The organism is Rhizobium sp. P2_G2 (assembly GCF_056403555.1).
Genome location: NZ_JBFUFF010000029.1, coordinates 46,982 through 64,631, shown reverse-complemented (window position 1 = coordinate 64,631; position 17,650 = coordinate 46,982). Strand labels below are relative to the sequence as shown.

The following is a 17,650-nucleotide window of genomic DNA, read 5'->3' as shown; positions in this document are numbered from 1 at the left end:
GTCAAAAAGGGCTGCGGCCGTCAAGTGGTCGACAGCTTGCCGCTGGCTGTGATGAGGGCGAGCATGATGCGGGCACGCTGCGCGGCACCGTTCGGCGCCTCCGCATCGTCGACGATCAGTTGGAACCAGTCGCGCGCCTTGGCGTAGTCGCCAGCCTTCCAGGCGGCGAGGCCGAGCACTTCGCGAGCGCTGTGGCGCACAGCCGACGACGGCACGGCGAGTTCCTCGACCTGCTTGGCGACCTGGTCATAGTTGCCGGTGTCGACCAGCAGCCAAGCCGCGCGCAACCGCGCGGCATTGCGCACCGCGGTCGGAACGGCCTCATCGCCACCGAGGGCGGAGAAGTCGGAGACCGCCGCGGCGGTATCGCCCTTTTCGGCCTTCAGCGCCGCCAGCCGCAGGCGGGCGAGCACCGGATAAGAGCCGAAACCGTCCTTGGTGAGCAGTTCCAGTTCCTTGGTCGCCTGATCCTTGCGGTTCTGGTCGGCATCCTTGAGCGCCGAGAGGAACCGGTCGCCCGAGGCCGAAGCCTGCGAACCCTGCCACCACTGATAAAGCGAAGAGCCCGCCACGCCAAGCACGACGACGACGGCAGCGCCGATGATGATCGGCCCAAACCGCTTCCAGATGTTCTTCATCTGCTCGGAACGCAGTTCTTCGTTCACCTCGCGGATGAAGCTGTCATTGTCATTCATCATTGTCATGGCATGTTCCGTCGCAACGCGGGCACCTATCGAGTGGAATTGCCGCTTCTACCCGATTTTGTGGTCAATGTAAGGGGGAAATCCCAGAATCTCACATGACCATGATCGGCAGCCCGATCAGCCATTGATGCAGCTTCCAGAAGAACAGTCCGTAAAGCATGACGCCGATGGCAATCGCCGCGAGGTCATAGGTCCAGGACTGATAGCGACGTTCGGCAATCTCGCCATTGCGGGCGCGGCGTTTGTAGGAAATCCGCATGATCACACCCCAGGCGAGGAAGGATGCAAACAGGATCACCTCGGCTGTCCCGCCATTGGCGAGCAGATGGGCAAATGCCCAGATCTTCACGCCCAACACCTGAGGATGCTTCGCATAGGTGCCGATATAGCCCGACGGCAGGAAGCCGGCGGCGAAGACGATGAATGCGATCAGCATCAGCAGCAGCGTGATATGGCGCAGGAAGATCGGCGGATCATAGAGCATGCCCGTCTCCTGACGGGCGATGCCGAAACCGTAGATCAAGAGACAGAGCGACAGAATGACCGCCACCGAATAGACGCCGCGATAGGGGCCATCGCCCAGGGCGGCGATCATGCGCAGGCGCATGCCAGGCGCCACGACCCGAACGAGATGGATGCCGAGAAAAAGAACCAGTCCGATGATGAAAAGCGCCATGCCTTGCCCCCTGCCGATCAGACCTGACTTCTATCGTGAAGCAGACTGGAATTCCAGCGGCGCCGCGATGCCTCAGGCGAGATAGAGGGTGGCGCCCGGCGCATGAAAATCATGCGCGGCCCATTGGTGGATCTTCTGTTCCAACCGTTCAGGCGTGACCGGCTTGGCGATATGGTCATTCATGCCGGCCTCAATGCACTGGCCAGCGTCGCCTTCCTGTGAATGGCTGACAATCCCGACGATTGGCGTGTGCTGCCCGGTCATCGCCTCGATCGCCCGGATCATCCGCGTCGCCTCGAAACCGTCGAGCACCGGCATGCGGGTATCCATGAGTATGATCGCCGGCGTTGCGCGCTGCCAGGCGCTGACCGCCGCCTCGCCATTATTGACCAATAGATACGGCATCCCGGCGGTTTCCAGGATCTGCGAGAAGAATATCTGGTTGACCTCGTTATCCTCGGCGAGCAGCACATAGGGCCGGTCGGCAATTGCCGCCTTGCCCGGCCGCGATGCCGGTGCTTCGGCCGATGCCACAGCCGGCTCGCGTTCCATCACGTCGCTCATCGCCTGCAACGGCAGGCTGACGACAGTCTGCTTTGGCAGTGCGGCATCGGCGCGGGCCGAGCGGATGACGTCGACCAAAGTGTTCCTGAGCAAATGGATGCGAATTGGCTTGGCAAGATAGGCCTCGATCCGGATACCGGCGACCGTCTTCTCGCAGGCCGCTATGTCCTGCGCAGTCATCAGGATGACGGCGATCGCCTCGAAGCGCGGGTCGTTGCGGATGCGATGCGCCATCTCGGCACCGGACACATGCGGCATCTGGCAATCGATCACCACAGCGTCGACCTGCACGCCATTGGCCGCGGCCTCATCGAGAATGGAGAGCGCCGTCGCCGCATCGGCGGCGCCCACGCATTCGAAACCCCACTCGCCGGCATGGCTGATCAGATGCTCACGCGCGATCGTGTGATCGTCGACGAAGAGCACGCGGGCACCTTCCAAATTCGCCGGCAGCGATTTCGGCCGGCTGTGTTCGGCGGCGACCTGGACCGGAATCGTAAAGGTGAAGACGGAGCCCCTGCCTTCGGAACTGTGCACTGAAATGGCGCCGCCCTGGATGGCGGCAAGCCGCTGCGCGATCGCCAGGCCCAGTCCCGACCCTTCCCGGCGATTGCCCGACATTTCCAGTTGCGAGAATTTTTCGAAGATCGATTTCAGTTTCTCCGCCGGGATACCAACGCCTGTGTCCTCGACCACCACAGTGAGGATAGCCTGGCCCGCCTGATCGAGGGTCGCACCGATGCTGACGGAGATAAAACCCTGTTCGGTGAATTTCACCGCATTGCCGATCAGGTTGGTGAGGATCTGCCGGAAGCGGCCTGCATCTCCCATGATCATGTCTGGGGTGTCGCCGGAGCGCTTGACCAAAAGCTCGACATCCTTCTCGGATGCCTTCGGCGCGTAGAGCGAGGCGACATCCTCCAGCGCTTCGGCAGGGTCAAACGGCGCATAGCGAAGCTGCATGTGCCCGGCATCGAGCTTGGAAAAGTCGAGGATGTCGTTGATGATGGTGAGCAGCGCATGCCCCGACTTCATGATGATTTCGAGGAAGGCCTTCTGTCTCGTGTCGAGTTGCGACTTCGCCAGCAATTCGGCCATGCCGAGAATGCCGTTCATCGGCGTGCGGATTTCCAGGCTCATATTGGCGAGGAATTCCGATTTCGCCCGGTCGGCCGCCTCTGCCCGGGCAATCAGCCGCTTGAGTTCGGCCTCACGGCGCATCGTCGTCGTCTGGTCGCTGCAGAGGATGACGCTCTGGCCGTCCTCGCGCGTGCGCATTTCGAGATGCACCCAGCGTTCGTCGTTGAGCGGGAAATTATAGGAGACATCCTTCCTCGCCGCTATCGCCTCGCGGAAGCGGGCAACGCCGTCGGCGATCGTCGGCTCGTCATTCTGCACGTTCTGCAGCGACGTGGCGCGGAAAACATCTTCCCAGCGGCCACCTGAAACGAGAAGCTCGATCGGAACGTTGAGGACATTGGCGAGACCGGGATTGGCAAAGACGATGTCTTCGCCTTCAATCACCATCAGTCCTTCCGGCATGGTGTCGGTGGCGCTGCGCACGAGGCGATGGGCACGATCGGCCATCTCCCGTGTCTTCGCGACCTCGACGTCGCGCCGGCGGAGTTCGGTCACGTCTACGTAGCACAGCAGGAACTTGCCGCCGGAAAGCTGGATGCCCGAATAGAGTGTCACGGTACCGTCAGGAGAAACGACCTCCCGCGCCAGGACGGTCCCGGAGCGGATTTCATCCAAGCGGCTCCGGCAATAGCTCTCGAGTTCCTCGAATCCCGTGGGCTGGTTGTCCGCGTGACGATAATAATTCGTCAGGAGGTCCGCGAAGGAGCGCCCGACGAGGTCGCCGTCCCAATGCTCTTCATTCCTGCCCCATATCTGCTTGCGATAGGCTTCATTGACCAGCAGAATGTTCAAATCCTTGTCGAGTACGATCAACCCGACATCGACGCTCGACACGATGTTCTCGAAATCCTGGCGAACGGCTTCGGCCTTGCTGTTGGCCTCCTGCAACAGGATTTCGCGCTGCCGGATCGGCGATATATCCGTCAACGTGCCCACGACATAGGGCGTGTTGTTTTCGGTGATCAGGCGGCCGGTCTTGACGATCGTTCTGATGATCCGGCCGCCCGCAACCGGTGTCTCCTCTTCCCGCTCATATTCCTTGCCATTGACCAGCGTGTTGTTATTGGCCAGCCACACCTCTTCGGCATAATCGCCAAGCAATTCAGCCTCGGTCGTGCCGATCAACTGGTCGAACGAGCGGCCGAACAGATTGACATAGGCTCGGTTGATGAAGGCTAGTTTTTGGTCGGGTCCACGCGCAAAGGCTGCGACCGGCAACCGGTCGAGAAGTTCGCGATACAGGCTCGCTTCCTCGATACGCTGCTTGAGCAGATTCTCCTGGCGCTTGAAGTCCGTGACATCGACGCGCAGGCCGATGAATGTGCCGTCCGGAAGGCGCCGGTTGATGCACTGAACCCACCTGCCATCGGAGAGCGGCATGAGATCGACGCTATGCGGCAGTCGCTGGGCTTCGATCCGTTCATCGACCCATCGGTCCCAGGTCTGGCCATTTATCTCAGCATCATCTGGGTGGGCACGGCGCCAATCCTCGGCAAGCCTTGTCAGGACGTCGCGCAGCGACATGCCCAACTGAAGCTCGCCGATCAGCGGCACATAGAATTCCCGAAGCTTCTCATTGAAATAAATGAGCTTGTCATTTTCGTCATAGATGCAGACACCGACGACCAGGCTCTCGATGAGATGTTCGGCCAGTTCGCCGCTCATTTTGCTGGCGCCATTCATCCTGTTCGACGATATGGCTGCGGGCTTGCCGTTGCCGGCCTCCGCCCGCTCGGTCAAGCGCATGGCCTCGCGCGGCAGGCCGGGACCCTGGCCATCAGCCATGCGCATCTCACCAAAGATGCAATAGAGAAATGTCTGGCCGTCTGAGAGCGTGAAGCGCTCCATCTCGACCCGGAAACGGCCCTTGCCGAACGGGTCGACGAAACCCGTCTTCTGGTCCTCGCCGAACACCAGGCAGGCGCGCTCCTTGTCCTCGCTATCGAGCAGGGCTTCGAGTTCCGTGCTTTCGCCGGTCGTACCGATCAGGTCGGAAGGCTGGAGATTGAAGAGCTGGGCAAAGGCGTCATTGACTGCGACATAGACCAGTTCGCTGTTCTTGATGAAGGCAGGCATGCTGAGATCGGAAATTCGATCGCAGATCTTATCCAGCAAAGGATCGCGGTAGTAAATCAAGAAACTCTCCCGCAATGCAGGCGCGCGTGGTCGGTCTACCGAACTTAGCATTGCTCACTTAACCAGCGGTTAACCATACAAAGCTTGCTCGAAAATAGCTCTGGGCCGCGAATCCGAGGCTGACGCAGGCAGGATAGAACCTAGCCTTTTCGCGGCAATGATTTTAGCTCGTGTGTCGCTTTTGATCGGCCTGGACAAATGCCGATTTTGCTATGATTATGTCTATACAAATCGAGATCAGGCGAGCAGCAGATGAGCACTGAGGGTACACAGGCCGCGACCATCCATGAAGAGAATGTTGGCGATGGCGGCCGTCGCCGCCGCTCGGGCGGTCGTGGCGCCGAGCGCGTGCGCAAGGCGGGTGGCTCCTCCTACGTCAACCTCACCAACAGCCGCCCGAAGACAGAATTGCTCTCCGCCGACCAGATCGAGGCGATCCACAATGCCTCTCTGACCGTGCTCGAAGAAATCGGCATGGACATCATGTTGCCGGAAGCCCGCGACCGTATGAAGGCCGCCGGCGCCCATGTCACGCCCGGCAAGGAGCGCGTCCGCTTCGACCGTGGCCTGATCATGGAAATGATCGCCTCGGTGCCGAAGCAGTTCACGCTGCATTCGCGCAACCCGGCTCGCAATATTGAGATGGGCGGCAACAATCTCGCCTTCGCCTCGGTCGCCTCAGCCCCCTTCGTCTCCGACCTTCAAGGCGGACGCCGCACCGGCAACCAGAAGGACTATCGCGACTTGCTGCGCCTGTCGCAGGCCTATGACGTCATTCATGCCACCGGCGGCTATCCGGTCGAGCCGGTCGACATTCACGCCTCCGTGCGCCATCTCGACTGCGTCTCGGACCTGATCAAACTGACGGACAAGCCGTTCCACGCCTATTCGCTGGGTAAGCAACGCAACACCGACGCCATCGAAATGGCCCGCATCGGCCGCGGCATCAGCATGGAGCAGATGGAACGCGAACCGTCGCTGTTCACCATTATCAATTCTTCTTCGCCGCTGCGCCTCGACGGCCCGATGCTGCAGGGCATTATCGAAATGTCCTCGACAGGCCAGGCCGTCATCCTCACACCCTTCACGCTGGCCGGCGCCATGGCTCCGGTGACCGTGGCAGGCGCGCTGGTGCAGCAGAATGCCGAGGCGCTCTGCGGCATCGCCTTCACCCAGATGGTGCGCAAGGGCGCGCCGGCCGGCTATGGCGGCTTCACCTCCAATGTCGACATGAAGACCGGCGCCCCGGCCTTCGGTACGCCGGAATATATGAAAGCGGTGATCGCCGGCGGCCAACTCGCCCGCCGCTACGGCTTCCCCTACCGCACCTCCAACACCAATGCCGCCAACACGGTCGATGCCCAGGCGGCCTATGAATCCGTCTTCTCGCTCTGGGGCGTGATCGAAGGCGGCGGCAATTTCATCATGCATTCGGCCGGCTGGACCGAAGGCGGCCTGACTGCCTCTTTCGAAAAATTCATCCTCGACATCGACCTCTTGCAGATGATTGCCGAGTTCCTCCGCCCGCTCGACGTCTCCGACGATGCGCTGGCGCTGGACGCCATCCGCGACGTTGGCCCCGGCGGCCATTTCTTCGGCACGGCGCACACGCTGGCGCGCTACGAGAACGCTTTCTATTCGCCGATCATCTCCGACTGGCGCAACAATGAGACCTGGGTCGAAGCCGGCAGCCCGACCGCCTTCGAACGCGCCAACAAGGTCTATAAGGAAACGCTTGCCCATTACGAGCGCCCGCCGATCGATCCCGCGGTTGAGGAAGAACTCGACGCCTTCGTCGCCAAGCGCAAAGCTGAAGGTGGCGTGCCGACCGACTTCTGATCGCCACTGCCAGTTTTTGTCACCATCTGGCGCTATGGTTACATCAGCCATAGAGGAGAGACGTGATGAGACTGAGAGGCAGTTGCCATTGCGGCGCGACGCGATTCGAAGTCACCGAAGTGCCGCGAACCCTGACCCGCTGCACCTGCAGCATCTGCACAAAGCGCGGAACGCTCTGGGCGTACTATACGCCGGAGCAGTTCTCCCTGCTGACGCCGACGGAAAATTCGGCCCCCGACCGCCGGCGAACGGAGGCCATCCGGCTCAACTCGTGCCCGAAATGTGGCTGCGGCGCTTATACCGAGATGCCGGACTGGGTGGACGGCGAGCCGGATTTCGACCATCCGCGGATTGCGGTCAATGCGCGGCTTTTCGATGCTTTCGACATTGATCGCGTGCCGGTCACCGTTATTGATGGCAAGAGCCTGTGGTAAGTTGATTTGAGCGCCGGATGATCGAGCCGGCGGTCAGAAGACTGCATTGCACGAAATAACATGGAGGCTGGTATAATGCTCAAGGGAAGCTGCCATTGCGGCGCCACCAAGTTCGAAGTCACGGAAGCGCCCTCCTCTGTGACCCGCTGCACCTGCAGCATCTGCTCCAAGCGCGGCGCGCTCTGGGCTTATTATCCAACCGATCAGTTCAACCTTCTGACCTCACGCGACGAGGTCGCCACCTATCGTTGGCAGACCAAGCTCGTCGCCCATAACTTCTGCCCGAACTGCGGCTGCACGACCTTTACCGAGTCGCCGGATTGGTCTACCGGCGAGCCGAACTTCGAAAACCTGCGGGTTGCGGTCAACGCCCGCATCTTCGACGATTTCGACCTCGACGCGGTGCCGGTCACCGTCATCGACGGCAAGAATCTCTGGTAAGGTTTATTTCGCAACTGCGAACAGAGCCCCTTGACTTTTCAAGGCAAATAAACGACATGAGCGGCAGCTTTCCCCTCGAAGGGCGCCGCGTGAGCTGCCCGTGCGATGATGGACGTCGCCAGTTGAAGAGGTCGAAGCGCGGTTTGTGAGCACCCTTATACAGAGTGCGAATGCGCCGGAAAGCTTAATCCAGAAACATGCAAGTTCCCATTTCACGCGGGGTTCTTGGGCCAGACGAACCGGAAGGCAATGATGCTCTTCCGGCGGACCCGTTTGGCACCCCGAAAGGTAGTCCAATAGTGACCAGCTTTGAAACGCTCGGCCTCTCTCAATATCTGTTGAACACGCTCTCAGCCAATAGCTTCGAGACGCCAACCCCCATCCAGGCGCAAGCCATCCCGCATCTCCTCGAAGGCCGCGACCTGATCGGTCTCGCCCAGACCGGCACCGGCAAGACACTCGGCTTCGGCCTGCCGATCATCGCCCGCCTGATCAAGGAAGGCGCGAGCCCCGATCCGAAATCCTGCCGCGCCCTTATCCTTGCCCCTACCCGCGAACTGGTAAACCAGATCGCTGAAAGCCTGAAGGTCTTCACGCGCAAATCGCCGCTCAAGATCACCACAGTGGTGGGTGGGGCGTCGATCAATGTCCAGTCGAAAATACTCGAAAAGGGCATCGACATCCTCGTCGCCACGCCGGGTCGCCTGCTCGACCTCTGCGACCGCAGGGCACTCAACCTCACCGCCACCCGTTATCTCGTGCTCGATGAGGCCGACCAGATGCTCGACCTCGGCTTCATTCACGACCTGAAGAAGATCGTGAAAATGGTGCCGAAGCGTCGCCAGACCATGCTCTTCTCCGCCACCATGCCGCAGGCGATCGCCGAACTGGCTCAGGATTACCTGACCGATCCGGTCGAAGTCGCCGTCACCCCCCCGGGCAAGACCGCCGACAAGGTCGAGCAGCGCGTCCACTTCGTGCTCGGCCGCGACCACAAGTCGCAACTCCTCAAGGACGAGCTCAAGAAGAATGCCGACGGCCTGTCGCTGGTGTTCTGCAAGACCAAGCATGGCGCCGAGAAACTGATGAAGCATCTCGACCACACCGGCCTCAACGTCGCCTCCATCCACGGCAACAAGAGCCAGGGTCAGCGCGACCGCGCGCTCAAAGGTTTCCGTGACGGTGATATCCAAATCCTCGTCGCGACCGACGTCGCCGCGCGCGGCATCGACGTTCCCGGTATCAGCTATGTCTATAACTACGACCTGCCGCACGTGCCGGACACCTATGTCCACCGCATCGGCCGCACCGCCCGCGCCGGCCGCGACGGTGTCGCCATCGCCTTCTGCGGTCCTGAGGATATCAAGCTGCTCTATGACATCGAGAAGCTTTTGGGCATGCCGATCCCCGTGGCCTCCGGCGAACGGCCGGGTTGGCAGGGCAAGCAGAAAGCCGTCGGCGGCGAAGGCCATCGCGGCCGTCGTCCCGACAGCCGCGGCCCGCGCGAAGAGCGCGAGCAACAGCAACAGCGCGTCGCCGACAAGCAGGAAAACGTGCGCCAGGAACAGGAAAATCGCCAACGCGGCGAAGACCGACGCCCACGCCTGCAATCGAGCTTTGCCGAGGTCGAGGAATTGTCCGGCGGCGAGTTCCGGCCGGTTCGCAGTGAGCGCCGTGATGACGAACGGCGAGACCACCGCGGCAATGGCGGCCAACGTCATCAGCACCAGGGCAATCGTCCCGCACGCGGCGAACAGCAGCCTCGTGGCGAACGGCCCGCACGTGGCCCGCGTCCCGAGCATACCGATCGTCCGGCGCATGCCCAGGCCGAACGCACCGCCCGTCCGGATCATTCCTTGCAAGCCGATCGCCCGGCGCGCGGCGAAGAGCGGCCACGTGGCGATCGTCCGCAACGCAATGACCGTCCGGCCCATGCCGACCATCGCGGCAACCGTAACCATGCCGACGCCAAGCGAAACGATGCAAACCGCCATTCGCCCGCGCGTCACGCAGGCTTTGCCGACGACCGCAATCTGGGCGGGGAAAGCTCGGCCGAAGCACGCCCGGCCCGTAAGCCGAATGCGAACGGCCAGCCGAATGCCAATGCGCGCCCCGCCAGCGGCAATAAGCCGTTCCACGGCGGCAATCGCAACGACAACCGTTCCGGCGGCAATGGCGGCCAGCGCCGCGCCGCCCGAAAGGGCTGATCGGCCCGACCGTGCCCGACTGAATGTTGCGACCCGGATCAATCCGGCCTGACGCCTCAAAAAAACCCGGAAGCTTGCTTCTGGGTTTTTCGTTGAATGAGGCGACGAAGCCGGAGCGACGAAGAGTGCAACAGATGCATATCATCGACACCGAACCGCAAATCACTCGAGCCAGACCGGCAGACGCGGGTACGGTTCGGGAATTGACGCGGCTGGCCTATGCGAAATGGGTGCCGGTTATCGGCCGGGAGCCGATCCCGATGCTCGCCGACTATGACAGTGCCGTCCGGGAACATCTGATCGACCTTCTCATGGTCGGCGACGAATACGTGGCTCTCGTCGAAATGATCGAGAATGTCGATCACCTGATGATCGAAAACCTGGCGGTGGCGCCTGGCTTCCAGGGCAGAGGCTATGGCCGCCTGCTCGCCGGTCACGCCGAAGAATGCGCGACCGCCCTCTGCTATCGGGAAATTCGGCTCTATACCAACAAGGCATTCGCCGAAAACATCCAGCTGTATTCCCACCTCGGCTATACGATCGATCGGCAGGAAGCCTATAAAGGCGGCGTCATCGTCCACATGCACAAGATGCTTTAGGCGCTCCATGGACGGGATGCTTACGCACCCATCATCACGTCATAGAGCAGCTTGATGTTCAGCCCTGCGATGAACACCGCGATCACATAGGAAACCGCGGTCAACCAGCGCGGCGACACCAGTTCACCCATCTTCGCCTTGCTTGCGGTGAACATTACCAACGGGAACACGGCGAAGGAGAGCTGCAGGCTCAGCACCACCTGCGACAGGATGAGCAGCTTGCCGGTGCCGCTCTCGCCATACCAGATGGTGACGACCGCCGCAGGCACGATGGCGATGGCGCGGGTAATCAGCCGTCTTATCCAGGGCGCCAGCTTGAACTGCAGGAAACCTTCCATGACGATCTGGCCGGCAAGCGTCGCGGTCACAGTCGAATTGACGCCGCAGGCGAGCAGCGCAATGCCGAACAGCACCGGCGCCACGGCAAAACCGAGCAGCGGCGACAGCAGCGAATGCGCCTGGCCGAGTTCGGCCACATCCGTCCGCCCCGTCGTGTGGAAGGCAGCAGCAGCGAGGATGAGGATTGCGGCATTGATCACCAGCGCGAACGTCAGCGCTATGGTGGAGTCGATTGTCGCATAGGTGAGCGCGCTCTTCTTCTCCTCGGCCGTTTCGCCGAAATCACGCGTCAGCACGATGCCGGAATGGAGATAGAGATTGTGCGGCATGACAGTGGCGCCGAGGATACCCAGCGCCAGATAGAGCATCTCGGGATTCTTCAGGATCTCAGTCGTCGGTGCGAACCCGCGGATGACCTCGCCCCAGGCAGGATCGGCCATGGCAATCTGCACGCTAAAACAGACCGCAATGACACCCAGAAGCGTCATGACGAAGGCTTCGATCCAACGAAAACCAAGCTTCTGCAGGTAAAGAATCAGGAAGACATCGAGAGCGGTGATGATCACGCCGATTTCGAGCGGAATACCGAAAATCAGGTTGAGGCCGATCGCTGTACCGATCACCTCGGCAATGTCGGTGGCGATGATCGCCAGTTCCGCCATCGCCCAGAGCACATAGGACACGGGCTTCGGGAAGGCGTCGCGGCAGGCCTGTGCCAGATCGCGGCCCGAAGCGATGGCAAGCCGCGCCGTCAGCGACTGCAGGATGACCGCGATGATATTGGAAATCATCGCAACGGAAAGCAGCGTATAGCCGAACTTGGAGCCGCCGGCCAGCGAGGTCGCCCAGTTGCCCGGATCCATATAGCCGACCGCGACCATGTAGCCTGGACCCATGAAGGCGAGCATGCGGCGGAGCCGGGATTTTCCCTTCGCGACCACGATTGTGCGGTGAACGTCGGCGAGCGGCGCGTCGCCGCGATCCGTCCTCCATCCTTGCGCACTCCAGTTCGTATTCGCGTCCATCCGGTTTCCATTCTGCTATTGAGAATTATTCTCAATATAGCTGCGGAATATCAATTGACAAGTCTCCAATGTAACTTTCGTTGCGGTTTTGCGTTTTCATCGGTCGGTGATCAGACGGGGTCGCCCGCATCGGAGAATTGCGAGGTTGCAACTGACGCTGCCATGTCTCACCATTCCCGGAGATTTCCGAGTCGCCCGGGGCGCGTATGTTTGACGTCATCAGGCAATATTGGCCTTATATTTTCTTGCCGCTCTCCGTGGCCGTCGGTGCTGTCGCGGCATCGCATGCGGTGATGACCAAGGAAGACGTGCGCGCCGCGACCGGTTGGGTGGGCGTCATCGTCTTCTCGCCGCTGATCGGCGCATTCGTTTACATGGTCGCCGGCATCAACCGCATCCGCCACACCGCGCTCGCCACGCGCCGCGCCGGATGGCGCACGCTGGAAAAACAGTCGAGCAGGCACGCGCTCGACCGCGAAACCGTCGCTGCTGAATTCGGTCGTCATTTTCGCGCACTCAACGTGCTGGGCGATACCGTCGCCCGCTTTTTAATGACCACCGGCAACGCGGTGACGCTGCTCGAAACCGGCGACGAAGCCTATGCTGAGATTTGCGCCGCCATCGACGCCGCCAAAGAGAGCATCATCCTCGAAAGCTATATCTTCGATTCCGACGAACTGGGGCAGCGCGTCGCCGACCGTCTGCTAAGCGCCCGCGATCGGGGCGTGGCCGTGCGGGTGCTGATCGACGCTGTCGGCGCCCGCTATACCGTCCCCAGCATCGTGCGCTATTTTCGCGACCACGGTCTGAACGCCCGAACCTTCAACGGCAATGTCATCGTCGGGTTGAGACTGCCCTATGCCAATCTTCGCACACACCGCAAGATCATCGTCATCGATGGCACGATCGCCTTCACCGGCGGCATGAATATCCGCAAAGGCTTCGCCCGCGAATTCACCGGAGACCACACCGCCGTCGACACGCATTTCAAGGTGATCGGCCCGGCGGTTGCCGATCTCCACGCGGTGGCGGCCGAGGACTGGCATTTTGCCTCCGGCGAGCAGATCGAGCCGGCTGTCTGCCAGTTGCCGAAGGCCGACAAGCCTGAGCCGACCTATATTCGGGTCGTTTCCTCCGGCCCCGATGCCAGCCTGGAGACAAACCACAAGATGCTGATGGGTGCTTTTTCGGTTGCCCATCATTCCATCCGCATCATGTCGCCCTATTTCCTGCCGGACCGCGAAGTGGTGAGCGCCATTGTGACAGCGGCGCAACGCGGCGTCCGCATCGACATCGTCGTGCCGCTCGAAAACAACCTTAGGCTCGTCGATTTCGCCATGACCGCCCAGTTCGACCAGGTGCTCAGGCACGGCTGCCATATCTGGCGGGTGGCCGGCACATTCAACCATTCCAAACTTTTGACCATCGATGGACAATGGTCCTATGTCGGCTCCAGCAATCTCGACCCGCGCTCGCTGCGACTGAATTTCGAAGTCGACCTCGAGATCCTCGACTGCAGCTTTGCCGCGGCGGTCGCAGAGCGCATAGATCATGCGATCGCCGCCAGCCGGGAGGTGACGTTGATCGATATCCACAAGCGGCCCTTTCCGCTCAGGCTGCTCGAAAAATTCATCTGGCTCGGCTCACCCTATTTGTGAACCGAAAGCCACGTCATAAGTTAGAGGAAAGAGGTGGCACCATGATCCTCACGGCGATCCGAAACATGCGTTCGCGGCCCTCGGCACCCAGCCAGATGCAGAAGGCGCACGGCGACCTGATCGTCGCCTCCTACAACATCCACAAATGCGTTGGCACCGACGGCAAGCGTGATCCGGACCGCATCGTCGAGGTGATCCGCGAGATCGGCCCTGACATTATCGCGCTGCAGGAGGTCGACACCCGCTTCGGTGAACGCAAGGGCCTGCTCAACCTTTCGCGGCTCGACCATGAGTGCGGCCTCGTGCCCGTACCGCTCTCCAAAACCTCGGCCGCCCATGGCTGGCATGGCAATATCGTCATGGTGCGCAAGGACATGGTCAGTGCCACGCATGAATTCCAACTGCCGGGGCTCGAGCCGCGCGGCGCGCTGCTCGCCGATATCGACCTCGACGGCGGCCCCGCGCTGCGTATCATCGCCGCCCATCTCGGCCTGTTGCGCAGATCCCGTCAGCAACAAGCCGAACGGCTGCTCGACATCATGAAGAAGCACACTGCACGGCCGACACTGCTGCTCGGCGATTTCAACGAATGGCGAATGGGAGAACAATCGCCGCTCAACTCCTTCCGCACCGCCTTCGGCGGCCTGCCGGCCGCCGTGGCCAGTTTCCCCTCCCGCCTGCCTTTCCTGGCACTGGACCGGATCATCGCTGACCGCGCCGGACTGATCGACAGCGTAGTCGTGCATGACTCGTCGCTGGCGCGGGTTGCGTCGGACCATTTGCCGATCAAGACGAAAGTATTGGGGACGGCAAGTGGCGGGTAATCGGAAGCGCGGATAGCGAATAGTTTTTTGGAGTTTGCAATAATCGCATGTCCACACGGTGGAGACCACCGACAACTAACTATTCGCTATCTAACTCAGACTGCCAGCGACCGAATTCGCTCAGAACCCAAACGCCCGCATCAATATCCGCGCAATCCAACCTTCCGGCACCAGATGACCCTCGATGGCGGTGACGCAGATGCATTCACCTTCGGGACCGACCATCGGCTGGTGGCTGGAGTCTCCATCCTCTTCCTGGATATCGCCAGGGCCATAGACGCCGCCTTCATCGCTGAAATGGCCTTTGAGAATCACGGTCAGTTCGCTGCCGTCATGTCCGTGCTGCGGCAGGCCTCTGTTCGGCCCGACACGCAGCAGAACGACCTTGTAGGCCTGATCCTCCGAGACATCGACAGTGGCAAACCGCACGCCAGGCGCCACCGTCCGCCATTTGCCGATCTTGCGTGTAGCCAAGGGCGCCGGCAGTTCGACGCCCATATCGAGGCCTGAATGGTCGCGCGGCACGAGGCGTTCTGACGCCGGCCCCGGCTCTTCCAGCCGCGCCAACATCCGCTCGAACAGGTCGGGAGTGACATCGGCCATACTCTCTGCATCGAGCAATGCGCCGCCGACGGCTTCTAGATCAGAGAGACGGTCAGCACTCTCTTCCGTCATCGCCAGGTGGGTAGCGACGACAAGCGCCGGCGCCGGGCTTAAGCGGCCGGTCGCGTAGTCCAGAAGCAGCGTGTCGCTTGCGAGATGGGTGATGGCCATGACTAACCGTCTTCCATCATCTGGCGCAGCCGCTGCAAAGCGAGCCTGACGCGCGATTTCACCGTGCCGAGCGGAATATTCAGCACCCGGGCGATTTCCACCTGCGGATTATCGGAAAAGTAGGAAAGCCGGATAACCGCTGCCTGCTCTTCGGGCAAGCGACCGAGCGCCGCACGCACCGCCGCCTCATTTTCGCGCACGATGATCTGTTGTTCGACAGACGGATCCGGATCGGGTTCATCGAGATCGCCTTCGACTGGAACAGCGACAACCTTGCCCGTGCGCCTGCGCCGATCGATACCGCAGTTGCGGGCAATGGTAAAAATCCAGGTCGACACACCGGCTCTCGCGGCATCGAAACTCTCCGCCTTGCGCCATAGATTGAGCATGGTCTCCTGAACGAGGTCCTCGCTCTCAGTATCGGAAAAGCCCTGTTTGAGCAGGAAAGATTTCAGTCGCGGGGCATAAAAGCGGAACAGCGATGCGAAAGCCTGCCGGTCGCGGAGTTCCGCAACTCGACGCAGGAGAAGCAGAAGCTCCTCTGGCAACAGTACGAGACTACGCTCCCCCGCGTTTACCATATAGGACGCCTGGGGGCTGCGAAATCCGGGACTGTGCGGCTGCCGCCTTTCTGGACCATTCATACCCCTTCTACGCCATGCCGTCCGGACTGGATCAGCATGACTGCCGCGCCACGATTATTTCACGATTTAGCATCCGATCAAATAGCATCGGCGCACATGCCTTGGAGTCAACGCTCTATTTCGCCCCATGGCAGTGAATCGACCTAAGCAAATTTCCTCTTATGCCATCGAGCATGCTTCTTGCATTGCAGCGAACATTGGTTTCAAATGTTTTCATAAAAATGGGGAACGGTGATTTGGCATTTGACGAAATGATCAACGTGGATGGCAGTCCGCGGGAGCCTTACAGGAAATATTACGAGTGGTTTAACGAACAGGAGCCCAGCTATCTCACGGGGAAGGCGCGGGACGCGGAGAATATTTTCCGCAAGACAGGCATCACCTTCGCCGTCTACGGCCACGAGGATGCAGCCGAAAAGATCATTCCCTTCGACCTCATCCCCCGCATCATTTCCGGTTCGGAATGGCGAAAACTCGCGCAGGGCATCGAACAGCGCGTGCTGGCGCTCAACGCCTTCCTCGAAGACATCTATCACAAGCAGGAAATCATCCGTGCCGGCCGCGTCCCCCGTGAACTGATCGAAAAGAATTCCGCGTTCCTGCCGCAGATGATCGGCATGAAGCCGCCCGGCGGCGTCTACACCCACATTATCGGCACCGATATCGTCCGCACCGGCGAAGACCAGTTCTACGTTCTGGAAGACAATGCCCGCACCCCGTCCGGCGTCTCCTACATGCTGGAAGACCGGGAGACGATGATGCAGATGTTTCCGGAACTCTTCCATCGCGTCCGTGTGCGGCCGGTCGAGGATTATCCGAAGCAGTTGCGCAAGAGCCTCGACCATCTCGCCCCGCCCGGCTGCAAGGGCAAGCCGCGCGTCGCCGTGCTGACCCCCGGCATCTTCAATTCGGCCTTCTATGAACACGCCTTCCTCGCTGATCAGATGGGCGCCGAGCTCGTCGAGGGCTCCGACCTGCGTGTGATGAACGGCAAGGTCTGCATGCGCACCACGCTCGGCTACGAGCCGATCGACGTGCTCTATCGCCGCGTCGATGACGATTTCCTTGATCCACTCACCTTCCGGCCGGATTCGGCACTTGGCATCGCCGGCATCATGGATGTCTACCGCGCCGGCAACATCACCATCGCCAACGCGCCCGGAACCGGTATTTCCGACGACAAGGCGATCTATTCCTATATGCCGGAAATCGTCGAATTCTATACCGGCCGCAAGGCGATCCTGGAAAACGTGCCGACCTGGCGATGCTCGGAATCTGGCAGCCTCCGCTACGTGCTCGACAATCTGCCCGATCTTGTGGTCAAAGAGGTGCATGGCTCTGGCGGTTACGGCATGCTGGTCGGCCCGACCTCGACGAAGAAGGAGATCGCCGATTTCGCCGAAAAACTGAAGGCCAAGCCGGCCAACTACATCGCCCAGCCGACGCTGTCGCTGTCGACCGTGCCGATCATGGTCAAGAAGGGCATCGCGCCCCGGCATGTCGACCTGCGTCCCTATGTGCTGGTCTCCGACAAGGTGCATATCATTCCCGGCGGGTTGACCCGCGTGGCGCTGAAGGAGGGCTCGCTGGTGGTCAATTCCAGCCAGGGCGGCGGCACCAAGGACACCTGGGTGCTGGAGGACTGA

General features: G+C 60.9%; 14 protein-coding genes. 8 read left to right on the top strand and 6 right to left on the bottom strand.

Annotation, left to right across the window (positions count from 1 at the left end):
* Positions 1 to 20 precede the first annotated feature (20 nt).
* The 3 genes from AC1D06_RS20710 to AC1D06_RS20700 form a co-directional block, all read right to left on the bottom strand.
* Entirely contained in the window at positions 21 to 698 is a 678-nt protein-coding gene (locus AC1D06_RS20710) for a tetratricopeptide repeat protein (protein ID WP_477875662.1), read from the bottom strand.
* Between the two features lie 97 nt (positions 699 to 795).
* The gene (locus AC1D06_RS20705; protein WP_477875473.1) at positions 796 to 1,380 is read right to left on the bottom strand and encodes an NnrU family protein; all 585 of its coding nucleotides are present in this window, start codon (positions 1,378 to 1,380) and stop codon (positions 796 to 798) included.
* Positions 1,381 to 1,452: 72 nt separating this feature from the next.
* Positions 1,453 to 5,220: a PAS domain-containing hybrid sensor histidine kinase/response regulator gene (locus AC1D06_RS20700; protein WP_477987712.1), complete on the bottom strand. Its 3,768-nt coding sequence runs from the start codon at positions 5,218 to 5,220 to the stop codon at positions 1,453 to 1,455.
* A gap of 252 nt (positions 5,221 to 5,472) precedes the next feature.
* Here AC1D06_RS20700 and AC1D06_RS20695 point away from each other — a divergent pair, with 252 nt between their 5' ends.
* From AC1D06_RS20695 to AC1D06_RS20675, 5 genes are all read left to right on the top strand, one after another.
* Complete coding sequence (locus AC1D06_RS20695) at positions 5,473 to 7,059, top strand: trimethylamine methyltransferase family protein (RefSeq protein WP_477987711.1); 1,587 nt, start codon at positions 5,473 to 5,475, stop codon at positions 7,057 to 7,059.
* Positions 7,060 to 7,124: 65 nt separating this feature from the next.
* Positions 7,125 to 7,493 (top strand): GFA family protein, encoded by a 369-nt coding sequence (locus AC1D06_RS20690; protein ID WP_477875470.1) that lies wholly within the window; start codon positions 7,125 to 7,127, stop codon positions 7,491 to 7,493.
* A 72-nt stretch (positions 7,494 to 7,565) separates the two neighbouring features.
* The gene (locus tag AC1D06_RS20685; protein ID WP_477987735.1) at positions 7,566 to 7,934 is read left to right on the top strand and encodes a GFA family protein; all 369 of its coding nucleotides are present in this window, start codon (positions 7,566 to 7,568) and stop codon (positions 7,932 to 7,934) included.
* Between the two features lie 299 nt (positions 7,935 to 8,233).
* Complete coding sequence (locus AC1D06_RS20680) at positions 8,234 to 10,141, top strand: DEAD/DEAH box helicase (RefSeq protein ID WP_477987710.1); 1,908 nt, start codon at positions 8,234 to 8,236, stop codon at positions 10,139 to 10,141.
* A gap of 134 nt (positions 10,142 to 10,275) precedes the next feature.
* Positions 10,276 to 10,740, top strand: coding sequence for a GNAT family N-acetyltransferase (locus AC1D06_RS20675; RefSeq protein WP_477987709.1), 465 nt, complete (start codon positions 10,276 to 10,278; stop codon positions 10,738 to 10,740).
* Positions 10,741 to 10,760: 20 nt separating this feature from the next.
* Here AC1D06_RS20675 and AC1D06_RS20670 read toward each other — a convergent pair whose 3' ends face one another.
* Positions 10,761 to 12,104, bottom strand: coding sequence for an Nramp family divalent metal transporter (locus tag AC1D06_RS20670; RefSeq protein ID WP_477875468.1), 1,344 nt, complete (start codon positions 12,102 to 12,104; stop codon positions 10,761 to 10,763).
* Positions 12,105 to 12,310: 206 nt separating this feature from the next.
* On the opposite strand from AC1D06_RS20670, the gene cls reads away from it, so the two are divergent.
* Positions 12,311 to 13,762 (top strand): cardiolipin synthase, encoded by a 1,452-nt coding sequence (cls, locus tag AC1D06_RS20665; RefSeq protein ID WP_477987707.1) that lies wholly within the window; start codon positions 12,311 to 12,313, stop codon positions 13,760 to 13,762.
* Positions 13,763 to 13,827: 65 nt separating this feature from the next.
* Positions 13,828 to 14,586, top strand: coding sequence for an endonuclease/exonuclease/phosphatase family protein (locus AC1D06_RS20660; protein ID WP_477875466.1), 759 nt, complete (start codon positions 13,828 to 13,830; stop codon positions 14,584 to 14,586).
* 120 nt (positions 14,587 to 14,706) lie between these two features.
* Here AC1D06_RS20660 and AC1D06_RS20655 read toward each other — a convergent pair whose 3' ends face one another.
* Both AC1D06_RS20655 and AC1D06_RS20650 read right to left on the bottom strand, forming a co-directional pair.
* Complete coding sequence (locus AC1D06_RS20655; protein ID WP_477987706.1) at positions 14,707 to 15,360, bottom strand: ChrR family anti-sigma-E factor; 654 nt, start codon at positions 15,358 to 15,360, stop codon at positions 14,707 to 14,709.
* Between the two features lie 2 nt (positions 15,361 to 15,362).
* Entirely contained in the window at positions 15,363 to 15,941 is a 579-nt protein-coding gene (locus tag AC1D06_RS20650; protein ID WP_477875464.1) for a sigma-70 family RNA polymerase sigma factor, read from the bottom strand.
* 299 nt (positions 15,942 to 16,240) lie between these two features.
* Here AC1D06_RS20650 and AC1D06_RS20645 point away from each other — a divergent pair, with 299 nt between their 5' ends.
* Positions 16,241 to 17,650 (top strand): circularly permuted type 2 ATP-grasp protein, encoded by a 1,410-nt coding sequence (locus AC1D06_RS20645; protein ID WP_477875463.1) that lies wholly within the window; start codon positions 16,241 to 16,243, stop codon positions 17,648 to 17,650.

What these genes read in the sequence shown, in the direction of transcription:
- AC1D06_RS20710 (WP_477875662.1), bottom strand. Translation starts at nt 698, where the DNA reads ATGATGAATGACAATGACAGCTTCATCCGCGAGGTGAACGAAGAACTG.
- AC1D06_RS20705 (WP_477875473.1), bottom strand. Translation starts at nt 1,380, where the DNA reads ATGGCGCTTTTCATCATCGGACTGGTTCTTTTTCTCGGCATCCATCTC.
- AC1D06_RS20695 (WP_477987711.1), top strand. Translation starts at nt 5,473, where the DNA reads ATGAGCACTGAGGGTACACAGGCCGCGACCATCCATGAAGAGAATGTT.
- AC1D06_RS20690 (WP_477875470.1), top strand. Translation starts at nt 7,125, where the DNA reads ATGAGACTGAGAGGCAGTTGCCATTGCGGCGCGACGCGATTCGAAGTC.
- AC1D06_RS20675 (WP_477987709.1), top strand. Translation starts at nt 10,276, where the DNA reads ATGCATATCATCGACACCGAACCGCAAATCACTCGAGCCAGACCGGCA.
- AC1D06_RS20670 (WP_477875468.1), bottom strand. Translation starts at nt 12,104, where the DNA reads ATGGACGCGAATACGAACTGGAGTGCGCAAGGATGGAGGACGGATCGC.
- cls (WP_477987707.1), top strand. Translation starts at nt 12,311, where the DNA reads ATGTTTGACGTCATCAGGCAATATTGGCCTTATATTTTCTTGCCGCTC.
- AC1D06_RS20660 (WP_477875466.1), top strand. Translation starts at nt 13,828, where the DNA reads ATGCGTTCGCGGCCCTCGGCACCCAGCCAGATGCAGAAGGCGCACGGC.
- AC1D06_RS20655 (WP_477987706.1), bottom strand. Translation starts at nt 15,360, where the DNA reads ATGGCCATCACCCATCTCGCAAGCGACACGCTGCTTCTGGACTACGCG.
- AC1D06_RS20650 (WP_477875464.1), bottom strand. Translation starts at nt 15,941, where the DNA reads ATGGTAAACGCGGGGGAGCGTAGTCTCGTACTGTTGCCAGAGGAGCTT.